The sequence below is a fragment of the Collinsella aerofaciens genome (assembly GCF_015558785.1).
In the GTDB taxonomy this organism is placed as follows: Bacteria; Actinomycetota; Coriobacteriia; order Coriobacteriales; family Coriobacteriaceae; genus Collinsella; species Collinsella aerofaciens_P.
On sequence record NZ_JADMOP010000016.1, the window covers coordinates 23,014 to 42,216 of the forward strand.

Annotated in this window: 17 protein-coding genes; 9 read left to right on the forward strand and 8 right to left on the reverse strand. The window is 61.9% G+C overall.

What is annotated here, in order from left to right; translation table 11 throughout:
- Positions 1 to 32: 32 nt before the first annotated feature.
- From I2G40_RS07865 to I2G40_RS07875, 3 genes are all read left to right on the forward strand, one after another.
- A complete protein-coding gene (locus I2G40_RS07865; RefSeq protein ID WP_195544735.1) occupies positions 33 to 704 on the forward strand; it encodes a nitroreductase family protein in 672 nt (223 codons plus the stop codon).
- An 82-nt stretch (positions 705 to 786) separates the two neighbouring features.
- Positions 787 to 1,329 (forward strand): histidine phosphatase family protein, encoded by a 543-nt coding sequence (locus tag I2G40_RS07870; RefSeq protein WP_195544736.1) that lies wholly within the window; start codon positions 787 to 789, stop codon positions 1,327 to 1,329.
- A 17-nt stretch (positions 1,330 to 1,346) separates the two neighbouring features.
- Entirely contained in the window at positions 1,347 to 1,982 is a 636-nt protein-coding gene (locus I2G40_RS07875; protein ID WP_138374914.1) for a histidine phosphatase family protein, read from the forward strand.
- A 129-nt stretch (positions 1,983 to 2,111) separates the two neighbouring features.
- On the opposite strand, the gene I2G40_RS07880 is transcribed toward I2G40_RS07875, so the two are convergent.
- The 5 genes from I2G40_RS07880 to I2G40_RS07900 form a co-directional block, all read right to left on the reverse strand.
- Positions 2,112 to 2,792 carry a DUF1015 family protein gene (locus I2G40_RS07880; protein ID WP_195544737.1) on the reverse strand — a complete coding sequence of 227 codons (681 nt, stop codon included), beginning with the start codon at positions 2,790 to 2,792 and terminating at the stop codon, positions 2,112 to 2,114.
- 39 nt (positions 2,793 to 2,831) lie between these two features.
- A complete protein-coding gene (locus I2G40_RS07885) occupies positions 2,832 to 4,052 on the reverse strand; it encodes a M20 family metallopeptidase (protein ID WP_195544738.1) in 1,221 nt (406 codons plus the stop codon).
- Between the two features lie 177 nt (positions 4,053 to 4,229).
- Positions 4,230 to 5,393 (reverse strand): phosphoglycerate dehydrogenase, encoded by a 1,164-nt coding sequence (locus I2G40_RS07890; RefSeq protein ID WP_195544739.1) that lies wholly within the window; start codon positions 5,391 to 5,393, stop codon positions 4,230 to 4,232.
- A gap of 69 nt (positions 5,394 to 5,462) precedes the next feature.
- Positions 5,463 to 6,587: a 3-phosphoserine/phosphohydroxythreonine transaminase gene (serC, locus tag I2G40_RS07895; protein ID WP_195544740.1), complete on the reverse strand. Its 1,125-nt coding sequence runs from the start codon at positions 6,585 to 6,587 to the stop codon at positions 5,463 to 5,465.
- 226 nt (positions 6,588 to 6,813) lie between these two features.
- Positions 6,814 to 8,415 carry a potassium/proton antiporter gene (locus I2G40_RS07900; protein WP_195544741.1) on the reverse strand — a complete coding sequence of 534 codons (1,602 nt, stop codon included), beginning with the start codon at positions 8,413 to 8,415 and terminating at the stop codon, positions 6,814 to 6,816.
- A gap of 253 nt (positions 8,416 to 8,668) precedes the next feature.
- On the opposite strand from I2G40_RS07900, the gene I2G40_RS07905 reads away from it, so the two are divergent.
- Entirely contained in the window at positions 8,669 to 9,508 is an 840-nt protein-coding gene (locus tag I2G40_RS07905) for a metallophosphoesterase family protein (RefSeq protein ID WP_195544742.1), read from the forward strand.
- A 314-nt stretch (positions 9,509 to 9,822) separates the two neighbouring features.
- On the opposite strand, the gene I2G40_RS07910 is transcribed toward I2G40_RS07905, so the two are convergent.
- Positions 9,823 to 11,403 carry a lipopolysaccharide biosynthesis protein gene (locus I2G40_RS07910; RefSeq protein ID WP_324252593.1) on the reverse strand — a complete coding sequence of 527 codons (1,581 nt, stop codon included), beginning with the start codon at positions 11,401 to 11,403 and terminating at the stop codon, positions 9,823 to 9,825.
- A 379-nt stretch (positions 11,404 to 11,782) separates the two neighbouring features.
- Here I2G40_RS07910 and pckA point away from each other — a divergent pair, with 379 nt between their 5' ends.
- The 5 genes from pckA (at position 11,783) to I2G40_RS07935 (ending at position 16,388) form a co-directional block, all read left to right on the forward strand.
- On the forward strand, positions 11,783 to 13,453 hold the full coding sequence (gene pckA / locus I2G40_RS07915) for a phosphoenolpyruvate carboxykinase (ATP) (protein ID WP_195544743.1): 1,671 nt from the start codon (positions 11,783 to 11,785) through the stop codon (positions 13,451 to 13,453).
- Between the two features lie 223 nt (positions 13,454 to 13,676).
- Positions 13,677 to 14,396 (forward strand): B3/B4 domain-containing protein, encoded by a 720-nt coding sequence (locus I2G40_RS07920; protein ID WP_195544744.1) that lies wholly within the window; start codon positions 13,677 to 13,679, stop codon positions 14,394 to 14,396.
- Between the two features lie 168 nt (positions 14,397 to 14,564).
- Positions 14,565 to 15,014: a MarR family winged helix-turn-helix transcriptional regulator gene (locus I2G40_RS07925; RefSeq protein WP_022093866.1), complete on the forward strand. Its 450-nt coding sequence runs from the start codon at positions 14,565 to 14,567 to the stop codon at positions 15,012 to 15,014.
- 119 nt (positions 15,015 to 15,133) lie between these two features.
- Positions 15,134 to 15,988, forward strand: coding sequence for a DegV family protein (locus I2G40_RS07930; RefSeq protein ID WP_138374923.1), 855 nt, complete (start codon positions 15,134 to 15,136; stop codon positions 15,986 to 15,988).
- A 76-nt stretch (positions 15,989 to 16,064) separates the two neighbouring features.
- Complete coding sequence (locus tag I2G40_RS07935) at positions 16,065 to 16,388, forward strand: MGMT family protein (RefSeq protein ID WP_195544745.1); 324 nt, start codon at positions 16,065 to 16,067, stop codon at positions 16,386 to 16,388.
- A gap of 336 nt (positions 16,389 to 16,724) precedes the next feature.
- On the opposite strand, the gene trpS is transcribed toward I2G40_RS07935, so the two are convergent.
- A complete protein-coding gene (gene trpS, locus I2G40_RS07940) occupies positions 16,725 to 17,774 on the reverse strand; it encodes a tryptophan--tRNA ligase (protein ID WP_022094797.1) in 1,050 nt (349 codons plus the stop codon).
- 159 nt (positions 17,775 to 17,933) lie between these two features.
- The gene (locus I2G40_RS07945) at positions 17,934 to 19,133 is read right to left on the reverse strand and encodes an MraY family glycosyltransferase (RefSeq protein ID WP_195544746.1); all 1,200 of its coding nucleotides are present in this window, start codon (positions 19,131 to 19,133) and stop codon (positions 17,934 to 17,936) included.
- Between the last annotated feature and the right edge of the window lie 70 nt (positions 19,134 to 19,203).

The window sequence follows — 19,203 nt, forward strand, 5'->3', positions numbered from 1 at the left end:
CTAAGGACAATTGGCTTGTATTGGGGGTCCCTATGAACGAAGCAGTTCCCGAGGCGCCGTCGAGTGTCGAATCGATGGCAGAGCAGGGTTGCGAAAAGCTCGGCTTGGAAGCGTTTGATGCGCTGGTCCGTCGTGCCCGTACGTGCCGCCGTTTTGACGAGTCCATGCGCGTGCCGCGTGAGTTTTTGCTCGAGCTGGCAGAGCTGGCTCACCTGACTCCCTGCGGCGCCAATGCTCAGCGTCTGCGTTTTCATGTGGTGAGCGGTGCCGTGGATTGCGCGCGCGTATTTGATGAGCTTGCATGGGCCGGTGCGCTTAAGGATTGGCCGGGTCCTGCCGAGGGCGAGCGCCCGACCGGCTACATCGCGATTTTGGCCGAGCGCGCCGTTCCGGGCAAGCCTGCCGCTCCCATTACCGAGGTCGACACGGGCATTGCCGCGCAGACGATGATGCTCGCCGCCCGCAGCGCCACGCCCGAGGTGGCAGCCTGCATGTTCAAGGCCTTTACGCCCCACGCGATCGATGCCATGGGGCTCGATAACGACAAGTATGAGCTCAAGCTGATCATGGCGTTTGGCGTTCCGGCCGAGACACAGGTGATCGATGCGATCGATTCCAACCCCGACGGCTCCATCAATTATTGGCGCGACGAGGCGCAGGTGCACCACGTACCCAAGCGCTCGCTTGTCGACGTACTGGTGTAGTTGAGCGTCACCGCGGTGTGATCCGGCGGTAAACCACCACAAAGGTACCTGTCCCCTTTGCGGTGGTGCGAGGGGAGGACGTGTGGCAGATTTGTATTTGGTGCGGCATGGGCAGACTGAGCTCAATGTGCAGAACATTTTGCAGGGTGGGCACGATTCGCCGCTTACGGCGCACGGGCGCGAGCAGGCGCTGGCGACGCGCGCGGCGTTTGAGGCGCGTGGCGTGACCTTTGACCGTGTGTATTCCTCCCCGTTGGGCCGGGCGCGGCGTACGGCTGAGCTAATTGCTGGTGAGGGCCGCTCGATAGAGCTGGTCGATGACCTGCGCGAGTGGCATTTGGGCTCGCTGGAGGGTACATCAAATCGCGAGATGCCGCCGCAGCCCTGGGGTGATTATCCGGTGGCCTTTGGTGGCGAGTCTGAAGGCGAGCTCCAGTCGCGCATGGTCGCGGCGCTGTCCCACATCATGGCCAGGCCGCAGCACGACTGTGTGCTGGCAGTCTCCCACGGCTCTTCCTGCCAGGAGTTTCTTGAGTATGTGACTGGCAGGGGAGAGCTACCCGACAACGGTGCCGTGCTTCATTTTGGCTATTGCGACGGTGCGTTTTCGCTCCTTGATTGGTAACGAACGAAAGGACCCCTATGAATAAAGACCTGTATCTGGTTCGTCATGGGCAGACAATATTCAACCTTAAGCGCATTATTCAGGGTTGGAGTGACTCGCCGCTCACGCAGCTGGGATGCGACCAGGCGGCGCGTGCCGGCATGTTCTTGCGTGCGCGCGGCATTGAACCCGATCATGCCTACACCTCCACACTTCATCGCACCGAGCAGACTATCGCCAACCTGTGGCCGGGCTTGGCGTACGAGCGCCTGGACGGTCTGCGTGAGTGGTTCTTTGGCGACTTTGAGGCCGAGCGCGTGATGCTTATGCCCGAGCGCCCGTGGCGAGATTTCTATCGTCAGTTTGGCGGCGAGGGCCAGATGCAGGTGCGCGAGCGCATGGCGGCGACGATAACCGATCTTATGCGACGTCCGGACCACGAGTGCGTGCTCGCGGTGAGCCACGGTTCGGCTATCAAGGAGTTTTTGGACCACGTGCGGGGCGCGGCGGCCGACGAGCGCGAACGCGTGCCGGGCAACTGCTCAGTGCTGCATTTTGCGTTTGACGATGCGGCCGATACGTTTGAACTGGTCGAAGTCTTTACGCAGGAAGACTACGCGCGCGAGCTGGGGCTTGAACCGCTCGTGGCTACTGCGGGTCCGCAGCGCGGATAACGCGAGCGCGGCGGCACGGGTCGTCGGCATAACTTCTCGACGCAAAAGGGGCGGAGATGCATGTGCCTGCTGCATCTCCGCCCCCTGTTTGTTGGGCTGCCGATTTTTATGCTGGACGGTCTGGTCTTGCTAGAACCGCGCGACCTGGTGCGTGAGCAGACCCGTCGGAACCTGCGCCGCGCCGCCGCTGACCTGCGCGGCGGGGAAGAGCGCAGCTACGGCAAAGTTGAACGGCTCTTTGCCCGTGTAGGTGCCGGCGGCACGTGCATCGTCGGTCAGGAGCTGTGATGCCTCGACTAGTGCGACAGCGTAGGCAGGGTCGTCGGCCAGTGCCGGCTCCGGCGCCTGGTCGAGCATGGCGCGGATGGCCCCGACGGCGTCCTCGCGCTTGACCCCCCACACGCGGTGCGTAATGCCGGCGGGGTCGGTGACGGCATAGAGTGAAGCGCCCTCTTTTGCGGCGCCGAGGATGATATCCATGACGGGAGAGGCTTCGTAGACAAGCGTTACGGGACGGGGCTGTACCTTGAGGTCGGCGATTGCGCGCGCAGCGGCGGTCGTATCGGCGGCAACCGCGTCGCCGCCCGCCAGCGCACCAACCGGGCAGATCGCCACGACACCCGTCACACGTCCCGGCTCGCCCGAGCATTCGTACACGTAATACGCCGCACCCGGGTCCTTGAGCATCAGACCATCGGCAATGGCTCCGCGCAGAGCATCGTTGCCGCTCAGGATGCTGCCCATTGCAGGCAGCGCCTCGAGCACGCGGTCCTGAGCCGGGCGGATGCAGGGAAACGGAAGTGCTTTCATGGGCGGTCCTAACGCACGAGTCGGTTTGTTCGCGGCTTATTATGCCCCAACTTGGCCGCTCGCGTCCCAGAGCACGTTATCGGCGAGCGCGATTAGCACCTGCTGACAACGAACGATATCGGCGTGGGGCACATATTCGTTGGGCTTGTGCGCGAGCGCGAGCGACCCGGGACCGTAGCTCATGCAATTGCGGTTACCTGTCTTGCCGGCAATGACGGCGGTGTCGGTGTAGCCGGTAAAGAAGCCGACGGTCGTGTCCGCGTCCGTCACGTCATCGGCGGCACGCTTGAGCGCTGCTAGAAGGGGAGAGTTCGGGTCGCGCTCGATGGCGGGGCGGTCGCCCGTCACGGTGTAGCTGCCATGGCAACCGGGAACGGCGGCTTCGGCGACGGCGATGGCCTGCTCTACCATGCGCGTCGCGGCGGCCGTATCGGTCGGAGGCGTCAGACGCATGTCGACCCAGGCTTTGGCGCGGTCGGGTACGACGTAGGGGCGATATCCGCCCTCGATTTGGCCAAACGTGATGGTCGAAGGCCCCAGCTCATCGTGCGCGGGCAGCGCCATAAACGCGCGACGGAGCGAACACACGACCTCGGCCATGGCGGCGACGGCATCCGCGCCCTTCCAGGGCTGGCTCGCATGCGCCGTCACGCCAGTCATTTCAATCTCGAACCACGTACGCCCCTTGTGCGCCACCTGGATCTGTCCGTCGGTGGGCTCGGTGTCCAGCACCCATTCACGCGAGCCGACCCAGCCAGCATCGATCGTGGCCTCTGAGCCGCGCATAAAGTCCTCCTCGTCGACCGAGCAAATGAGTGAGAAGCCACGGCGGGGCAGCTTGCCTTCTGCCGCCACGCGCTCGAGCGTATGGACCAGTGCGGCAATGGCGCAGGCCAGGCCACCCTTCATATCGCAGGCACCGCGGCCATAGAGTTTATCGTTGCGCACGATCGCTCCGAGCGGCGGAATGTCCGCGTCCCAGCCATCGCCCAGTGTAACGGTATCCATATGGCAGATATAGACGAGCCGTGGCTCGTCGCTCAGTCCCGGCACGGTGACCATAAGGTTGCGGCGCCCGGGCAGCACCTCGAGTTCCTCAACCTGCACGGCATCGAGTACCGGATGGCTCAGCTGCGCCAACCGTTCCTCAACCAACGCTTTGATATAGCGTTCAATCTCGCCCTCATACGCACCTGGGTCGGAACTGTCGATCCGCACGAGCCCTTGCGTAAGCCGCCAGGCAAAATCTGTATCAACCATAGGCACCTCACAGATAGTTAGGTCAACATACAGATTGTATGCCAAGAAGCGGCTCGGTGCATTTAATGGAGCGCTCACAAAAACGGGGGCGCCTCTCGTGCGAAAGGCACCCCCGCGGGCATTCAATGTCAGTGACGGGCAGGCCACATGGGGAGCTGCCCGTCAGGTCAGTCGGCGCTACTTGATGACGCGCACGCGATACATCGACGGAATCTGCTTGAGCGCCTCGATGGTGCTGCTGTCCAGGTGCTCGTCGGTGTCGAACATGGTGTAGGCGTTCTCGCCGGCGGACTCGTTGGTCATACGCTGCACGTTGGCGTTGTCCTTGGCCAGGATCGCCGTGATCTGGCCGATCATGTTGGGCACGTTGGCGTGCAGGCAGGCGATGCGGCTCGCGGCGCGCGCCTTGCCCATGCTGCAGGCGGGGTAGTTGACGCTGTGCGCGATGTTGCCGTTTTCCAGGTAATCCTTGAGCTCACTAATGGCCATATCGGCGCAGTTGGCCTCGGCCTCGCCGGTGCCGGCGCCCGAGTGCGTGGTGATAAACGTATTGGGCATCTTGACGGTCTTGGGCGTGGCAAAGTCGCAGCTAAACCAGCTGAGCTTGCCCGCGCGCAGAGCGGCGTCGACGGCGTCTTCGTCGATAATGGTCTCGCGCGCGTAGTTGATGAGCACAGCCCCCGGGGCGAGCAGGTCAATCTGCTCGGTGCTGATCATGCCGATGGTGTCGGCCTTGCTGGGCACGTGCACGGTGAGATAGTCGCAGCCGCGGCAGAGGTCCTCGAGCGTGCCCACGCGCTGCACCTCTCGGCTCAGCACCCACGCGTGCTCGACGGAAATGAACGGATCGTAGCCGTAGACGTCCATGCCCAAATCGACGCAGGCGTTGGCGACCTTGGAGCCCACGTTGCCCAGACCGATGACGCCGATGCGCTTGCCCTTGAGCTCGCGGCCCACAAAGGCCTTCTTGGCCTTCTCGGCATCGACCTGAATCTCGGGGTCGTCGGCGTTGTCGCGCACCCAGTTCATCGACTGCACCACGCCGCGGCTTGAGAGCACCAGCATGCCCAGGACGAGCTCCTTGACGGCGTTGCTGTTGGCGCCGGGGGAGTTAAAGACCACGACGCCCTTCTTGGCGTACTCCTCGACGGGGATGTTGTTGACGCCGGCGCCGCAGCGGGCGATGGCGCGGATGCCCTCGGGCAGCTCGTAGCCGTGCAGGTCGGTGGAGCGCATCAGGATGGCGTCGGCCTCCTCGGCGGTGCCCACAAACTCGTAGCCCTCGCCAAACTCGACTTTGCCGTCTTTAGTGATGTCATCGATGGTTTTGATCTTGCGCATGGAAAACTCCTTAGCAGGTTTGGTTTAAACAGGTGGTTTGAAGTGGCTGGTCGGCCCGCGGGTTGCGGGCTAGTTAGATCGCGGGCTCAAACTATGCTGCGCTTCGAAGTCCTTCATGTACGAGGCCAGTGCCTGCACGTCTTCCATGGTCACGGCGTTGTAGACGCTTGCGCGCATGCCGCCCACCAGGCGATGGCCCTTGACGTTTTGAATCTGGTGCTCGGCCGCGCCTGCGACAAAGGCCGCGTCGAGTTCGGTGTCGCCGGAGCGGAAGGTAACGTTGGCGATGGAGTGGCTGTCGGCCTGCGTGGTGCCATGGAACAGCTCGCTGTGCTCGAGCAGGTCATAGAGCAGGTTGGCCTTGGCCCAGTTGCGTTCGGCCATGGCGGCAAGTCCGCCGGTCTCCTCGACCCAGTGGAACACCTTGCCGCATACGTAGATGCCAAAGGTGTTGGGCGTGTTGAGCATGGAGCCCTTGGCGGCTTGGGTCTTAAGGTCCATGTACTGCGGCGTCTGCGCAAAGGCGGGGCCATCTGTGATGAGGTCGTCGCGCACGATGACCACGGTCACGCCCGCGGCGCCGGCGTTTTTCTGCGCGCCGGCGTAGATGAGTCCGTAGCGTTCGACGTCGAGCGGCTGCGACAAAAAGCAGCTCGAGACATCGGCGACCAGCGGTACGTCGCCACAGTTGGGCAGCTCGTGGTACATGGTGCCAAAGATGGTGTTGTTCTGGCAGATGTAGACGTAGTCGAGCCCGTCGCCTGCGGCCTCGGCGGCAATGCGCGCGTTGATGTCGGCCATGTTGGGAATGCGGTCGAAATTGGTGTCCTCGGAGCTCGCGAGCAGCACGGCCTCGCCGTACTTGGCGGCCTCCTTGTATGCCTTGTTGGCAAAGTTGCCGGTCACGATGTAGCCGGCGCGGCCGCGGCGCATGAGGTTCATGGGGATGCCCGCAAACTGCAGCGTGGCGCCGCCCTGCAAAAACAGGACGCGGTAGTTGTTGGGGATGCTCAGCAGGCGACGCAGGGTTGCCTCGGCGTCGTCGATGATCTGCTGGTACATGCTAGATCGATGGCTCATCTCGAGCACGGACATGCCGCAACCGCGGTAGTCCATCATCTCGTCGGCGATCTCGGCGAGCACGCTTGTGGGCAGCGCTGCCGGGCCAGCTGAGAAGTTGTGCACACGTGCCATCTTCTAGTTCCCCCTTGTAGTCGTTTGGACGTTCGGGTTACTTTAGCACAGTGGAGCGCCAGGCGCGACCGCATCACGGTAAAACTCGAGTGCGTCGCTATGATTTACAGGATGGTTACATGGGGGAGGGGTGCTTTACTCCTCAGGCAAATCCAAATCTGCGAGCGAAGACATGAGGTTCCTAGGCGCTTGATCTCTTCGTCCTAAAGTAGCTACCTCCTAGTCACTACGATGCTAGCGTGGCGATGACGGCTTCGTCGCCGGCGTATATTAGGGTGTTGCCGTCGGGGATGATCGTTTGGCCTTCGCGCTTGAGCATCACCACAATAAACGGATGTTTGCCTTGCGGCACATCGCACAGGCGCTGGCCGGCCAGGCGACCGTGGGGAGTCACGGTGACCTCGCGCAGCGTAACTTCGGTACGCTCTTCGAACGTCGGCGCGGCCATCACCAGCAGATCGCCTTCCTGGATCACGGTGTCGCCATTGGGCAGTACCGGGTGCGCCCCGTCGCGCAGCACCAGGACCACGAGCATATTTGTGGCGCTGCCAATGTCCGCGAGCGAGCGTCCGGCAAACGGATGTCCAGCGCACACCTTGAGCTTTACAAACGACATGCCGTCCTCGTCGCGGTAGTCGTTAAAGGTGCGGCGCACGTCGCCGGTCGCATCGATCATATCGAGCTTCTTCGCCACCGCCGGCAGCAGCGAGCCCTGCACCACAATGCTCGACACGGCAATCACAAACACCAGGTCAAACAGGTCGTGACCGCCGGGGACACCGGCCACTACGGCAAAGAGGCTAAATACGACCGAAGCTGCGCCGCGCAGGCCTGCCCAGCTTACGAGCGCGACCTGGCGGGGGTTCGTCTTAAAGGGCGCCAGGAGCACGCCGACGGCGATGGGACGGCTCACGAAGAGCATAAACGCCATGAGCGCCAGGCCCGGCAGCAGCATTTGCGGCAGGCGGGCGGGCGTCACGAGCAGGCCGAGCAAGAAGAAGATTGTCATCTCGGCCATCTCGGTGAGGGTGTCAAAGAAGTGCGCCATCTCGACCTTGCCGGTGATGTCGCTGGCGCCCAGTACAATGCCTGCCAGGTACACGGCCAAAAAGCCGTTGCCGCCCAGGTAGCTCGGCAGCGCGTAGGCGACGATGGCCACGGCGAACAAGAAGATGGTCTGCGCGTCCTTGGCCGTTGCGTGCGCGCGTTCAATCAGGCGGCCCGCCGCCCAGCCGATGGCGAGGCCCAGGCCCACGCCCAGGATAATCTGCTTGGCCAGCAGTGCGGGAATGTTGATGTCGCCGCCGGCCGCGAGTGTAGCGAGCACAGCGGTGAGCATGTAGGCGACGGGGTCGTTGGAGCCCGATTCGACCTCGAGCAGCGAGTCGGTGCCACCTCTCAGCGACAGACTGTGCTCACGCAGTACGCTAAAGACGCTCGCCGCGTCGGTGGATGCCACGACCGATCCCAGCAGCAGGCTGCCGATCCAGTCGATCCCCAGCGCGAAGTGGGCGAACACGCCGGTGATGCCGGCAGTGATGACGACGCCGAGCGTGCTCAGCAGCACCGCCGGCGCAGCGACGGGCTTGGCGCGGTCGATATTGGTGTTAAAGCCGCCGTAGAACATGATGAACAGCAGCGCCGTGCTGCAGACGGTTTCGGTGAGTGCGTAGTCGCTAAAGTCGATATGCGTCGGGCCGTTGACGCCCAACAGCATGCCCAGCGCGATAAAGATGAGCAGGGTGGGGAAGGGGAGTTTTTTGCCGACGGGTTTGATGGTCAGGCACAAAATGATGACGAGGCCGATAAAGAGAAGGATCTGGTTCATGGATAGTGTCCGCTCCTGGGTGGTTGGCGTGGCACGGTCAGTTGTCTGCGGTTATTTGTACCCAAAGATGGTGGGTTTATGGGGTTGGATTGCGGGCGTGCGCGATATCGTCATAGATGGCTGCCGTCTTTGCCTCTGCTCGGAAACCCTTTCCAGCTTTATTGCAACGGAGTACAATGGGTAACGTTTAAGTTCAACTTGAAGTTTTAGTTGCGGCACCGGGCTTCGGCCGCAATGCAAGGAGAGGCGTACCATGGCGATCTATGTGACATCTGATGCTCACGGGCACGTGCGTGCGCTTGACGAGGCCCTGTCTAAGATCTCTTTGACGTCCGACGACACGCTGTACGTGCTGGGCGACATGATCGATCGCGGGCCCGATCCGGTCGGCGTTATTAAGCTCGTGCGCTCGCTGCCCAACGCCCACGTGCTCAAGGGCAATCACGAGCAGATCATGCTCGATGCCATAATTGGCCAGGATCCGCTCGATGCCGAGACCTGGGATATCAACGGTGGCTGGACGACGCGTGAGCAGCTCAACGACATGGAATTTGAGGCATACGAGGAGCTCGTGCGATGGATGGCCGCGCTGCCGCTCTACGCGGTGGTCGAGACCGAGGAGCGCCCGTATCTGCTGGTACATGCCGGTATTGAGACCGAGGCGGCGCGGGCGTTTTTGCTTGAGCATGGCGTCGATTGTGCCGATGGCGTTGGAGCGGTGGGTGCCGATCGCGAGCTGCTGCAGCAGATGCTCGCGGTGCAGTCGTCCGATGACCTGCTGTGGATTCGTCATGGCTATTGGGATGCGTCGACCGGGCTGCTTTCTGCCGAGGGCAAGGGCCCGGTCGTGGTGAGCGGTCACACGCCCACGGTATCGCTTGGGCGCTATTGCGAGGTCGGTGGTCTGGCGGGGCTCGATGAGGAATCGGGACGCGGGCAGATCGTGCGCTTGGGCGGCGAGGACACTGCTGGTGTGCCCGATCGCATCGACATCGACTGCGCCGCCGCCACCGGCTCCGAGTTCGGCCGCGTGGGCATCCTGCGCCTGGACGACGGGGCCGAGTTCTACGCGAACATCAACCCGGGCGAATAATCGGTGCAAGTGGTAGCTAATTTGGGAAGGGTTTTTTGACTTCTTTTGCCCTTCTGCCCGCTAATTGATTTCTCTGGGACGGGGATTAAATAATCATTTGGCTGCCCGCCGACTAAGTGAGTAGACTTTTTTGGAAATGCCGAGCACCCAACATATTTGCCTCAATAAAACCGCAGGTCACAGACTTGTGCTCTGTTGGTGTGGTCGGGGATTCGGTAAAAGTCTACTCACTTAGTTTTGCGTGATGAATATTGTCCGCAACGAGACCCCAGCCGGGGTGATTCCATCGCAAATTCCGGTGACCGGGCAGCTAATTAGGCGCCGTATGGGTTGCGGTCGCGTTCTATGCGTTGGCGGATGTGGGCGTACTCGATAATCAGTAGCACCAGGAGTAGGGCCATGATGGCTAGGTAGCTCACCACAGCGCCCATCAGACCCAGCAGCTTAATCAAGATCACCGGCAGCACCACGCTTACGGCGAAGCAGATCAGGTAGATCTTGGTGACGTCTCCAGCGTGGCGTAGCACCGTGATGATGGCGTAGATAAAGTCGATGGCCGCGGTGACGCCGCCGGCGACGACCATCAGCAACGCCAGCGTACGGTAGCGCTCAAAGCTGAGGCCGTACATAAAGCTCATGAGGGGAATACCGGGACCTGCCATAAATGCGGCGCACACGCCGGTGATGGCCACGATCAGCGCCATAACGGCAACAATAATCAGGTCAAAGCGACGACGCTTGCGAGGATTAGCCCAAATGCTCGACAAGCGCAGGAGCTGCGGTTTATAGATAAATCCAATGCTCAACAGAATAGCCTGCGCCGGAAAGAACAGGGCATTAAAGTACAGCTGATATTTGTATGCCAGCGTGCCTTCCATCACAAACTTGGGCATGCTCTCAATTAGGTTGAACAGGAACAGTGCACCAAAGAGCGGGGCGCACTGGACAAACAGGTGGCCGACCTCGCGCAGGCTCACGCGGCGCGATTTTTCGGTCTCGAGCAGGGCGAGCGGCGCGGTGACCAGCACGAGCGAGGCGATCGCGGTGACACCCATGGCCATGGCCGCGATGGGCATGCTGCGCGTGAGGAACAGCGCCACGCTGAAGACCGCGATGACGCCGACGGAGCGTAGCGTTTGGCTCATTCCAGCCAAGTAGAGTTTGTCGGCCTGCTGCAGGCGGCCTTCGTACACGTCGGCGACGCCATCGATGACCTTATACAGGTAGACGCCCAGGCCGATCGTCGCCATCTGCGCATCATAGCCGCGGGCGCTGCTGTACATGAGGCCGCAGCCTAGGGCGAGCGCTCCACAAAGCCAGCGGTTGAGCTGGTAGGAGGCAAAGGACGTCTTTTCGTCGATGTCTGAGACCTGGAAATTGCGCACGCCGTAGTTGCACGCGATCATGATGAGCGTGCCGGTGACAAAGGCGATGGAGAATTTGCCTGCTTCTTCGGCGCCCACGAGCTGCGTAGACACGATGGTGAGCAACGGAAACGCCAGGCCCCATACGGCGGTGCCGAGGGTGTTCCAAAGATAGTCGCGGCTGGTGGCGTGCTCCTCGTATTCCGCTTCCTGCATGGAGAAGCCGCCGCCGTAGACGGCGCCGAGCAGACGGTTCCACCAAGCGTTGACCATGCGGCGGACGGGGCCGGGCTCCCGATCGCGTTCGCGCCGGCGACGTGTGGCTTGGCTGCTATCGGGTCCGCCGGCGTTGCGCTGGCTCAGCTCCTGGATGCGCGCGAGCTCTTCGGCCGTGTGGGAGGCGGGGAACAGGCCGTTCTCGATGCGGCCGCCCTGGGCCTTCGCGGCGCCGTCTTTCGATGCAGCGGGGTTGGAGATGCCGTTACGGCGGGCGATGGCGCGGCGAATGCTATCGAGGGGCGTGATGCTCAAAGCGGGGTCCTTTCTATTGCTGCGCTCTAGTATAGACACCGCGGTGTCCGCTCGTGTTTTTGAACAGGTTGTTCGATAATTTCGGCGGCGCCATTCGGTAGTCGGCACTTAGGGACGTTCCTTATGTGCAGGCACTTTGGGAACGTCCCTAAGTGCCGGCATCTGGGGACACTCCTTGGCTGTTGCCTGTTCAAGAGTGTCCCCAACGACTAGTCGTTTAAGAACGTCCCCAATGACTAGGCCGCTTGCGTGCGATTTTTGACCGTTGGGCGGGCGCTTCGCCGTTGCCGCAAAAACGTTTTTGCATATCGGGTACAACGGGCTTTACGTGAGTAAAGTGCGCGCCGCGTCCACGTGTCGCGCTTTTAAAGGAGGCCCCATGCCAGGTGTTACCCCCGCAGAAGTTCTGTCCAACTTTGGCATCACGCTGGTCGAAGATCCCGCCGAGAACCAGCCCCGCCTGCTGGTCGACCTGCCGGCAGCCGAGCTCGTCGAGCATGCGATTCGCCGCGAAGAGGGCCGTATGGCCTCCAACGGTGCACTCGTGATCGAGACGGGGGAGCGTACCGGACGTTCGCCCAACGACCGCTTTATCGTTGATACGCCCGACGTGCACGACAAGATTGCCTGGGGTGCCGTCAACCGCCCGCTGTCCGTCGAAAGCTACGAGGTCATCAAAGCCGGCATCGTCGACTATCTCAACGAGCGCGATGTGTTCGTCACGCGCGGTATGGCCGGCGCCGATCGTAACCATACGCGTCGCCTGCTTGTCGCCTGCGAGCGTGCCAGCCAGGCGCTCTTTATTAAGCAGATGCTCGCCCGCCCGCTTGCCCGCGAAATCGCGCGCACCGGCGAGCCGGACTTCTGCGTCCTTGCCGCGCCAGGTTACCAGTGTGACCCCGCCATCAAGGGCCTCAACTCCAGCGCCGCGGTGGTCATCAACTTCCAGGAGCGCGTGATTCTGGTCGCGGGCACCGGCTACTCCGGTGAGATCAAAAAGTCCATCTTCAGCGTCATGAATTACCTGCTGCCCGTCGAGGATGACGTACTGCCCATGCATTGCTCGGCCAGCATGGATCCCGTCACGCACGAGACCGCGATTTTCTTTGGCCTGTCGGGCACCGGCAAGACCACGCTTTCGGCCAACCCCACGCGCCTGCTGATCGGCGACGACGAGCACGGTTGGTCCGACATGGGCATCTTTAACGTCGAGGGCGGCTGCTACGCCAAGTGCGAGGGCCTGGACGTGTTCCACGAGCCCGAGATCTTCAACGCCGTCCGCTTTGGCGCCATCTGCGAAAACGTGGTGCTCGACGAGAATCGCAAGCCCAACTACGACGACGTCTCGATCACGCACAATACGCGCGTGGCCTACCCTGTGGAGCACATTCCCAACGCGTGGACCAAGGGCATGGGCACCACCCCGAGCGTCGTGCTGTTTTTGACCTGCGATGCCTTTGGCGTGCTGCCGCCCATCTCGCGCCTGACGGCCGACGCCGCCATGTATCACTTTGTGACGGGCTTCACCGCCAAGATCCCTGGCACCGAGGTCGGCGTCACCGAGCCCACGCCCACGTTCTCCTCGCTGTTTGGTGAGCCGTTTATGCCGCTCGATCCTATGGTCTACGCCAAGATGCTCGGTGAGCGTATCGCCGACGGCCGCACGCGCGTCTATCTGGTCAACACCGGCTGGATTGGCGGCGGCTACGGCGTGGGTCATCGCATCGAGCTGGCCTACACGCGCTCACTGGTCGCTCGCGCCCTCGACGGCACCATCGAGGACAGCGAGTTTGTGCACGACGATATCTTTAATGTCGACATTCCCACTACGTGCCACGGTGTGCCCGATGGCATCCTGGTGCCGCGCCAGTACTGGCAGAGCACCGCGCGCTACGACGAGGCAGCGCACAACCTGGCGGTGATGTTCGAGGAGAACTTCGAGAAGAAGTACTCGCACCTGCCCGAGTCCGTCAAGGCTGCCGGTCCGCACGCCCAGGTGTCCGCCGACGCCCGCCATCGCGGCCGCGGCTTGCTGGGGCTCCGCCACTAGCGTCGCCTCAGACCCAAAACCACCACAAAGGGGACAGGCACCTTTGTGGTGGTTTTGCTCGCGCGGATGACTCAGGTTACAATACGCCTGACATATCGCCCCCTTCTCCGGATGGGGGCAGCGTAAGCGCTCTTGTGGCGGCACCGTAGGACTTTGAAGGTGGCCGTCGTAAGGGCGCTTTTTAGGTGCCCTCGCTCGGGCGCGCACGATGAAGGGAGAGCGTATGAAGAGCTTTATTGCCGAGGATTCATTCTGGGAGCTGTTTCCGCGGGCAGCGGTCGGCGTTGTGGTTGTGAAGGGCATGAAGCCCGCGGCTCAGATTCCTCAAGAGGACGTGGACGCGATTGCGGCGCTGCTCGATCGCGCCAACATCGATGCGGAACGCCACCTGACGAGTGATACCATCAGCGAGAATGCGCCGGTTAAGGCTTGGCGTGACGCGTACCGGCTGTTCAAGACCAAGAAGGGCGCGCGTTGCTCAGTTGAGAACCTGCTCAAACGCGTGCTCAAAGGGAAGCCGGTGGGCCACATCACGCCGGCGGTGGACATCTATAACACGGTGTCGCTGTCCTACGCGCTGCCCGTTGGCGGCGAGGACCTGCATGCGATTGAGGGAGATCTTCGCTTGAAGGTGACCGACGGTGGCGATGCGTTCTTGCCACTTGGCGAGGAAGCGGATGACCCGACGCTGCCCGGCGAGCTCGCCTACATTGACGATGCGGGCGCCGTGTGCCGCTGCTGGAACTGGCGCGATGGCGTTCGAACGGCTCTATCCGACGATTCGGCCGACGCATTCCTGGCGATTGAGTGCGTAGAGCCCGAGCGAATGGGGGACTGCCAGGCTGCCATCGATCGCTTGGCCGAGCTGCTTGAGCGCTATCTGGGAGCGACGGTTGTCGTTAAGACGCTTGTGACCCGCGACAATCCCTGTGTGGAGCTGTAGCGGCGCCTAGAACCTATTGATGCCCAAAACCACCACAAAGGCGCCTGTCCTTTGTGGTGGTTTTTATGTTGATGGGTCAACAAATGAGGCACGCAGGGCTGGCGTCCGCTGGGTACGGTTAAGATGTTAACCCGTTAGCATCATGCAAGCGAAAGGCGGTCGTCTCCCATGCAGCAGAACGACGAGACACGTTTTGAGGATTTTGTCGGACTGATCAGCGGGCTCTACAAGGAGATTCAGCGCATCAAGACGTCCGAAGGCGCAAGGCTCGGCCTTAAGGGCTCCGACGTCATGTGCCTGTACTATCTTGAGCGCAGCAAGGACGGCCTGACCGGCGCCGACCTCGCCCGCATGGCCGGCGTTACCCGTGCCGCCGTTTCGCGCACGCTGGCACATCTGGAGGAGGGCGGCTACGTCGAGGTCGATGATTCGGGTGATGCGGCCGTCAAGTACCGTGCCCCGGTGCGCCTGACTGCCCTAGGCGGCGAGAGCATGAGCGAGGCCGATCGCATCATTCGCGAAGTGCTCGACACCACCGGTAAGGCCATGGGCGTGGAGCAACGCGAGCAGATGTACGCGTCGCTGCGTACGATTCTCAACACCCTGCGCGAGATCTAAGGCCGCCAAGGCATTTGCTTCCAATTAACAACTGCATCGTCCCGTTTGAGCGCGCACGCCGTGTCGGGACATTGTTGTCAAAATTCCCTGCGCGAGATCTGCGCAAGAAAGGATTCGCTATGTCCGTCCGCATTATTACCGATTCCGCCAGCGATATGTCTCCGGCGGAGCACCCCGCTCTACGTGTTCTGCCGCTGTCCGTCACCTTTGGCTCCGACGTGTATATGGATGGCGTCGACATCGATCACCAGCGCTTTTACGAGATGCTCGTGGAGCGCGATGAGCTGCCCAAGACCGGTCAGGTCAACCCGTATGCCTTTTCACAGGCAATTGCCGAAGCGCGTGAGGCCGGCGACGAGGCCGTGATTATTACCGTGGGCGCCAAGCTTTCGGGCACCAATCAGAGCGCCCGTACCGCACTTGCCGAGGCGCCGGGCGGCGACGTGTTCGTTGTGGACAGCAATAACGTGACCTTGGGCGAGCGCGTGCTGGTTGAGTATGCGCTGCGCCTGGTGGACGAGGGCCGTAGTGCGGCCCAGATTGCGGCGGCCGTCGAGGCCGTTCGTGACCGCGTGGTCGTCATCGGCCTGCTCGAGACGCTGGAATACCTGGTGCGCGGCGGCCGCCTGTCTGCTGCGGCGGGCGCTGTGGGTACGCTGCTCAACGTGAAGCCGGTCGTGGCCGCCGAGGACGGCCTCATCGTGCAGTTGGGCAAGGCGCGCGGTTCCAAGAACGGTCGAAACCTGTTGAACCAGAAGGTTGAGCAGGCTGGCGGCGTCGACTTCTCCATGCCGCTGGCGCTTGGTTATACGGGTCTTTCGGACGCGGTGCTCAAGAAGTATATCGAGGACAGCGCCGCGCTGTGGGCCGGCCATGCCGAGAACGAGCTGCCCATCCACACCATTGGCGCCACCATCGGCACCCACGTGGGTCCCGGCGCCGTAGCCGTAGCCTTCTTCCGCCCCGCCAACTAACTATCCGGTCAAAACCACCACAAAGGGGACAGGCACCTTTGTGGTGGTTTATGCTGGTTCCGGTTGAAAGGAGCGCATGTTGGCGTTTGAGGGCTTTTTTGAGCGTGTGTACGAGGTGGTCGAGCAGATTCCCGAGGGGATGGTCGCCACGTATGGTCAGGTGGCGCTGCTTGCCGGTCGTCCACGAAGTGCGCGGTACGTGGGGTATGCCCTGCATAGCAATCCGCGCCCTGGTCAGATTCCCTGCCATCGTGTGGTGTTTGCCGATGGTCGCATTTGCGAGGGCTTTGCGTTTGGCGGCCCCGATGCCCAGCGTGAGCTCTTAATGGGGGAGGGCGTGACGTTTACCGATCCCATGCACGTCGACTTGGCCGCCTGTCGCTGGCCAGTAGGGCTCTAGCGGCTCTACCGTGGCCAAAACCACCACAAAGGTGCCTGTCCCCTTTGTGGTGGTTTTCCGTTGCAGGTTTACCTGGGTTAACTTATGGAGAAGCTATGGCGGTGCATATTGACGCTAGAAAGTAAACCATGGTGAACTATATTGGTTTCAGCAACGGAGCAGGCAATAGGCGATGAAAAAGCCTGCCCTGTTGAGTTTGATTCGCATTCCTCCCCTCTGTGCGATTCAACGGTGTACTTCGGGAACAGGCCCGCTGGCAACTAACTGCCAGCGGGCCTGTTCCTGTTTCGGGGAGAAATCTAATCTCACCGTCTATGTTGTGCGAAAGCGCTTTGCCTAGTACACCATGCCCATGGCGTCCTGAACCTCGGCCAGGGTCTGATCGGCGATCTCGTTGGCGCGACGGTTGCCCTCGTGCAGGACGTCCTTTACATAGTCCAGATCGTTCTCGTAGCGCTGACGGCGCTCGCGGATCGGCGCGAAGTACTCGTTGACGGCCTCGGTCACGTACTTCTTGAGCTGGCCGGAGCCGCCCATGCCGATCTCCTCGGCAATCTCGACCTCGGAGCGACCGGTGCAGATGGCGGCGGTCGAAAGCAGGCCGGACACGCCGGGGCGGTTCTCGGGATCGAACGTGATCATGCGCTCGGAGTCGGTCTGGCTCTTCTTGATGCGTTTGGCCGTCTCCTCGGCGGTCATCGAAATATTGATGGCGTTGCCGTAGCTCTTGCTCATCTTGCGGCCGTCCAGGCCGGGCAGCAGCGGGGTCTCGGACAGCAGCGCCTCGACCTCGGGGAACACCTTGCCGTAGCGGTTGTTAAAGCGGCGGGCGATGGTGCGGGTGAGCTCGATGTGCGGCAGCTGGTCGCGACCGACCGGCACCACGTTGCCCTTGCAGAACAGGATGTCGCAGGCCTGGTGCACCGGGTAGGTGAGCAGGAGGCCGGTAAGCTCGTGGCCCGAGGCCTCCATCTCGGCCTTGACCGTGGGGTTGCGCGCCAGCTCGGCCTCGGACACCAGCGACAGGAACGGCAGCATGAGCTGGTTGGCGGCGGGCACGGCGGAGTGCGCGTAGATCATGGTCTTGTCGGGGTCGATGCCGCAGGCAAGGTAGTCCATGACCATGTTGTACACGTTGTCCTGGATGTGCTCGGTGGTGTCGCGGTCAGTGATGACCTGGTAGTCGGCGATGAGCACGTTGGTCTTGGCGCCCATGTCCTGCAGCTCAACACGGCCCTTGAGGGTACCGAAGTAGTGGCCCAGGTGCAGACGGCCGGTGGGGCGATCACCGGTGAGCATGGTGAACTTCTCGGGCGTATTGGCCAGGCCCTCGCGAATGGCGTTGCTCTTTTGCAGCGCGACTTCGTAGCTGTTCTCGTTTGGCATGATTGCTCCTAACGTATGTTCATGGGTCAAGATGATAACGCGTTTATTGGAGGGGCGGGACGTAAGTAGGCGAGGGGCGGGAGAGGGGTGGCTTGTGCGGTGGGTGCGGCGCGGCCGCGCTTGGCCAACGGTGCCTTGGCACATCCTTGGCAGCTTGCCCTAGAGCTTGTGGTGGCGCTCTTCTTTGCGCTCCTCGGCTGCCTGCTCCTCCTGCTTAAAAGCGGGGTCGTCGGGGGTGACGAGCTCGTCCTCGTGCGTGCGCTTGTTGTAATGGTGGCGCAGCACGGGCTCAAACAGATGTAGATGCTTGGCAAAGGCTGCCGAGCCAATGGCGAGCACGGTAAAGATGAGTACGCGCATGGGCACCTCGACCTGGTTAATCGCGGCGGCGCCGGCCGAAAGCATGATGCACCAGGCATAGATGAGCAGCACGGCCTGTTTTTGGTTGTAGCCTTCTTGGATCAGGCGGTGGTGGATGTGGCCCTTGTCGGCCTGCCCGATGCTAATGTGGGCGCGCTTGCGGCGCACGATGGCGCTAAACGTGTCGATGATAGGCACGCCGGCAACGATGAGCGGGATGATAAGCGAGGTGAGTGCGGCGGTGCGGCTCACGTTGAGCAGCGAGATGGAGCCCAGCGCAAAGCCCAGAAGCAGCGACCCCGAGTCGCCCAAGAAGATGCTTGCGGGGTTGAAGTTGTAGCGCAAAAAGGCCAGACAGGCGCCAAAGAGCGCAATGGAGAGCGCGGCGGCGTCGATGCGGCCCGAGAGAACGGCCATCGAAAACATGGTGAACGACGCGATGCCGCAGATGCCCGTGGCCAAGCCGTCGAGGCCGTCGATGAGGTTAATGATGTTGGTGAATGCCACCAGATAGATTACGGTGATGGGGTAGGCGAGCCATCCGAGCATGATTTCGCCGGGGGCAAACGGGTTGACGATGACGCCGATTTTTAGGCCGCCGATACAGGCGATAAGCGCGGCGAGGACTTGTCCGGCCAGCTTTTGCTTGGGCGTGAGCTGGAAGACGTCGTCGATAGCGCCGGTCGCAAAGATGACGGTAAAGGAGAGCGCCAGCATGGGATAGCTAATGTGAAGGCGCGGGTGCGGCACCAGGACGGGTGGCCAGCCTAGGTACCAGGTGCCTAGGATTTGCACAATGCAGGCAACGACCAGGCCCAAAAACACCGCCGCTCCGCCCAAACGTGGGATGGGCTTGGTGTTGATGCGGCGCTTAGAAGGATAGTCGACGGCATCGAGCTTAATTGCCAAGCGCTTGACCAGGGGCACCGCGAGGAAGGTCGTGATAAAGGCCGCCGCTGCCACGCATAGGTACGGTATGTAGCTCGGGGATGAAGCCATGAATCTAAAAACCGCCAAGCGTCGAAGGAAAAGGTCAGAAGAACGCCATGCGCAAAGCGCATAGCCGAAC

What these genes read in the sequence shown, in the direction of transcription:
- serC (WP_195544740.1), bottom strand. Translation starts at nt 6,587, where the DNA reads ATGGCACGTGTGCACAACTTCTCAGCTGGCCCGGCAGCGCTGCCCACA.
- I2G40_RS07945 (WP_195544746.1), bottom strand. Translation starts at nt 19,133, where the DNA reads ATGGCTTCATCCCCGAGCTACATACCGTACCTATGCGTGGCAGCGGCG.
- I2G40_RS07890 (WP_195544739.1), bottom strand. Translation starts at nt 5,393, where the DNA reads ATGCGCAAGATCAAAACCATCGATGACATCACTAAAGACGGCAAAGTC.
- trpS (WP_022094797.1), bottom strand. Translation starts at nt 17,774, where the DNA reads ATGCCAAACGAGAACAGCTACGAAGTCGCGCTGCAAAAGAGCAACGCC.
- I2G40_RS07885 (WP_195544738.1), bottom strand. Translation starts at nt 4,052, where the DNA reads ATGGTTGATACAGATTTTGCCTGGCGGCTTACGCAAGGGCTCGTGCGG.
- I2G40_RS07920 (WP_195544744.1), top strand. Translation starts at nt 13,677, where the DNA reads ATGAAGAGCTTTATTGCCGAGGATTCATTCTGGGAGCTGTTTCCGCGG.
- I2G40_RS07875 (WP_138374914.1), top strand. Translation starts at nt 1,347, where the DNA reads ATGAATAAAGACCTGTATCTGGTTCGTCATGGGCAGACAATATTCAAC.
- I2G40_RS07930 (WP_138374923.1), top strand. Translation starts at nt 15,134, where the DNA reads ATGTCCGTCCGCATTATTACCGATTCCGCCAGCGATATGTCTCCGGCG.
- I2G40_RS07925 (WP_022093866.1), top strand. Translation starts at nt 14,565, where the DNA reads ATGCAGCAGAACGACGAGACACGTTTTGAGGATTTTGTCGGACTGATC.
- I2G40_RS07865 (WP_195544735.1), top strand. Translation starts at nt 33, where the DNA reads ATGAACGAAGCAGTTCCCGAGGCGCCGTCGAGTGTCGAATCGATGGCA.
- I2G40_RS07905 (WP_195544742.1), top strand. Translation starts at nt 8,669, where the DNA reads ATGGCGATCTATGTGACATCTGATGCTCACGGGCACGTGCGTGCGCTT.
- I2G40_RS07900 (WP_195544741.1), bottom strand. Translation starts at nt 8,415, where the DNA reads ATGAACCAGATCCTTCTCTTTATCGGCCTCGTCATCATTTTGTGCCTG.
- I2G40_RS07935 (WP_195544745.1), top strand. Translation starts at nt 16,065, where the DNA reads ATGTTGGCGTTTGAGGGCTTTTTTGAGCGTGTGTACGAGGTGGTCGAG.
- I2G40_RS07880 (WP_195544737.1), bottom strand. Translation starts at nt 2,792, where the DNA reads ATGAAAGCACTTCCGTTTCCCTGCATCCGCCCGGCTCAGGACCGCGTG.
- pckA (WP_195544743.1), top strand. Translation starts at nt 11,783, where the DNA reads ATGCCAGGTGTTACCCCCGCAGAAGTTCTGTCCAACTTTGGCATCACG.